Here is a 2645-nt window from a genome sequence, read left to right as displayed (position 1 = left end):
CTTTAGTTCCTGATTGGATTCCTTACATCGTTGCTTTTATTCAACTCTTAGGAAGTCTTATTTAGACTTCCTTTTTTTGTGTGGCGTTGGCTATGGAATTAATTCCTAATCAATCTGTCTTGAATAAATCGTTATGTTATCTCAGAGAACCTAACAGGATAAACAATAACGAAGATCCGATAAGAACAGCCCCTTCAATTACTACCGACTTGTCATCAGGATCAGGCCACATAAGATTTTCGTTAAAAGTCAATAGAAGCCAGCTTGAGAACATAAGAAATCCAGTTAATCCGATCAACAAGTTGATCATATTCCCCTCCAGATGACACTAATGGCCATTAACCATATCATTACAACCATCAATTTGAACCAAATTGGAAGACTTTTGAGAAATCCTTCAAACGGTGGAAGTGCGAAGACAATGGTCACCACTGGAAGCATTATCACTAAAAGTGCAGCGGAGCTTTTAGAAAGCAACATAGAAACAAAATGCACAGATCAGCAATGACACAAACAATGCAATCAATTGATTTCTGACTGAATGATCACCTTCCTTTGGCCAGACTAAATTTGTATTTAGGTAGAGTGATAGAAGATTCCACAAAGCCACAATTCCCGAAACATAAGCTAGAATCGCAATTAAGTTATAAATCCAAGAATCCCCACCTCTCACTACGCCACCTCCTTCCTAGAAGAAACAAATTCATCCGGGCTTATACTGTAGATTTCATTAGGTGAAGTTCCCATAGCGTTACAGATAATTTCAAGTTCGTCTGCACTAATACTTCTTTTGTCATTTAGCATTTGACTCATTTGATTTTCTGAAAAACCTGATTTCTCTGCAATAGCCTTTTGCTTTAATCCACTTCTGTCGATATACAACTTTAATCGATCACAGACTTTCATTTTATTTTTCCTTTCTAGTACAGTATTTCTGTACATTAAAACATTATAACAGTTTTTCTGTGCAGTCAATCAAAAATACAGAATTTTTGTGATTAAAATATTTCAATCCAGCTATTTTTGTGATATTATCCATTTAGGAGGTGATTTTGTGTCACTGGCAAGCAATTTAAAAGAAGCTCGAATCAAAAAAGGATTTAAGCAAGAAGAACTTGCTACTTTAATCGGTAAAAGTAAAAATGTAGTTTCAAATTGGGAACGCGGAGATAATAAGCCTGATGCGGATACACTTTTTGAATTATGTGATCTACTAGATGTGGACGCCAATTATTTATTAGGCTGGGAAAGCAACAAACAAATTTCGTTATCTATTTCAGAACAAGAACACATAAAAAAACTCCGCGCACTTGATGTTTACGGAAAGAAAGCTGTTAACTCTGTGTTGGATATAGAATACGAACGCTGCAACTATGAAACCGAAATTGCTGAGGAACCAATGGTTTATATTCCGAGGGTCTACTACTCACAGGGTGCATCTGCAGGATACGGCGAATATTTAATTGATGGCATGGACGCGTCGGAAATCATGCTGCCTGATACACCTAAAAATCGTAAGTCAGATTATGTAATTAACGTCGATGGTGATTCGATGGAACCTACATTCTCTGATGGAGATAAGCTGCTTGTGCAGCACACTGAGTCTGTCAATGTCGGCGAAATTGGTATTTTCATCATCGACGGTCAGTCCTATGTTAAAGAATTCGGGGAAGATCGATTGATTTCCCATAATCCAAAATATCCAGACATCATCCCATCAGAATACAGTGATTTCCGCTGCGTCGGAAGAGTTATCGGAGTGATGAAATAATCGTCTATGCAATTAAGCATGTACATATTTAAGAGGAGGGAATATTTATGAAAAAACCGACTGCTCTAGTTCTTGCCGTATTACTTTTGTTATCCGCATGCACAGCTAAGGAAGAACCAAAAAACAGTCCCAGCAGTACACCTGAGCAGACTCCTGTTTCGGAACCAGCAAGTCCCGATCCAACATCTAAGCCAACATCGGAGCCAATACAAGATGTAAGCTCAAAATCAATAGCATCCTTTATTCAGTTTAAAAATGAAATTCTAAATGCTGGATATAGTATCGATGAAGAAGTCCGCATGGGGGCTGAGTTAATAGGTGCTGTTGAAGGTTACAAATATAAAACATCTGTAGGTAATATTGAAATATATCAATTTGATAAAACGTCAGATGCTTACAAATCTGGTATTGAATCAAATACTGTTAGTCTAGAGGGCTACGGAAATGTTCCAGCAACCTTTAATTCAGAGGGATTTGCAATTACAGGATTAGATATCCCGGAAGAACTTTCAAATTTATTTAATTAAAAAAGCCCCAGCTGCTACCAACAGCCAGGGAATAAGATCCGAGCTACCAACAAGGATCCACTGCATAGAAAAATTGTCGTGCGGACAATGCTTTTTCTATGCCTCTATTATACAAGGAGGCCGAACAAAATGCAAAGAGGTTATATCTATGCTCGCTACTCATCAGCGAGCCAGAAAAGTGAATCTATTGAGCAGCAGATCGCGATCATTGAAGATTATGCAAAACGAAACAATATCGAAATTGTTGGCACCTACGCTGACAAGGCGATCTCCGGGAAGCACGCAGAGAACCGTCCAGAGCTGCAGCGCATGCTCTATGACTGCGATCGAAAGCAGGTGGATGTAGT

At 38.4% G+C, this 2645-nt stretch carries 4 protein-coding genes; 3 read left to right on the top strand and 1 reads right to left on the bottom strand.

The genetic code is table 11. The features are described from left to right. Positions 1-672: 672 nt before the first annotated feature. Positions 673-906, bottom strand: coding sequence for a helix-turn-helix transcriptional regulator (locus tag I2D94_RS17990; protein ID WP_195397901.1), 234 nt, complete (start codon positions 904-906; stop codon positions 673-675). Between the two features lie 148 nt (positions 907-1054). Between I2D94_RS17990 and I2D94_RS17985 the strand changes: the two genes are divergently transcribed. The 3 genes from I2D94_RS17985 to I2D94_RS17975 form a co-directional block, all read left to right on the top strand. Then, on the top strand, positions 1055-1771 hold the full coding sequence (locus I2D94_RS17985; RefSeq protein ID WP_195397900.1) for a S24 family peptidase: 717 nt from the start codon (positions 1055-1057) through the stop codon (positions 1769-1771). 47 nt (positions 1772-1818) lie between these two features. Then, positions 1819-2298 carry a hypothetical protein gene (locus tag I2D94_RS17980; RefSeq protein WP_195397899.1) on the top strand — a complete coding sequence of 160 codons (480 nt, stop codon included), beginning with the start codon at positions 1819-1821 and terminating at the stop codon, positions 2296-2298. A 129-nt stretch (positions 2299-2427) separates the two neighbouring features. Next, the coding region (locus I2D94_RS17975) for a recombinase family protein (RefSeq protein WP_195397889.1) at positions 2428-2645 on the top strand (218 nt) is incomplete at its 3' end.

This window comes from Holdemania sp. 1001302B_160321_E10 (genome assembly GCF_015552275.1).
Taxonomy (GTDB): Bacteria; Bacillota_I; Bacilli_A; order Erysipelotrichales; family Erysipelotrichaceae; genus Holdemania.
This window is presented reverse-complemented; position numbering and strand designations above follow the sequence as displayed.

Coding starts and splice junctions, on each gene's coding strand:
- I2D94_RS17990 (WP_195397901.1), bottom strand. CDS start 906: ATGAAAGTCTGTGATCGATTAAAGTTGTATATCGACAGAAGTGGATTA.
- I2D94_RS17980 (WP_195397899.1), top strand. CDS start 1,819: ATGAAAAAACCGACTGCTCTAGTTCTTGCCGTATTACTTTTGTTATCC.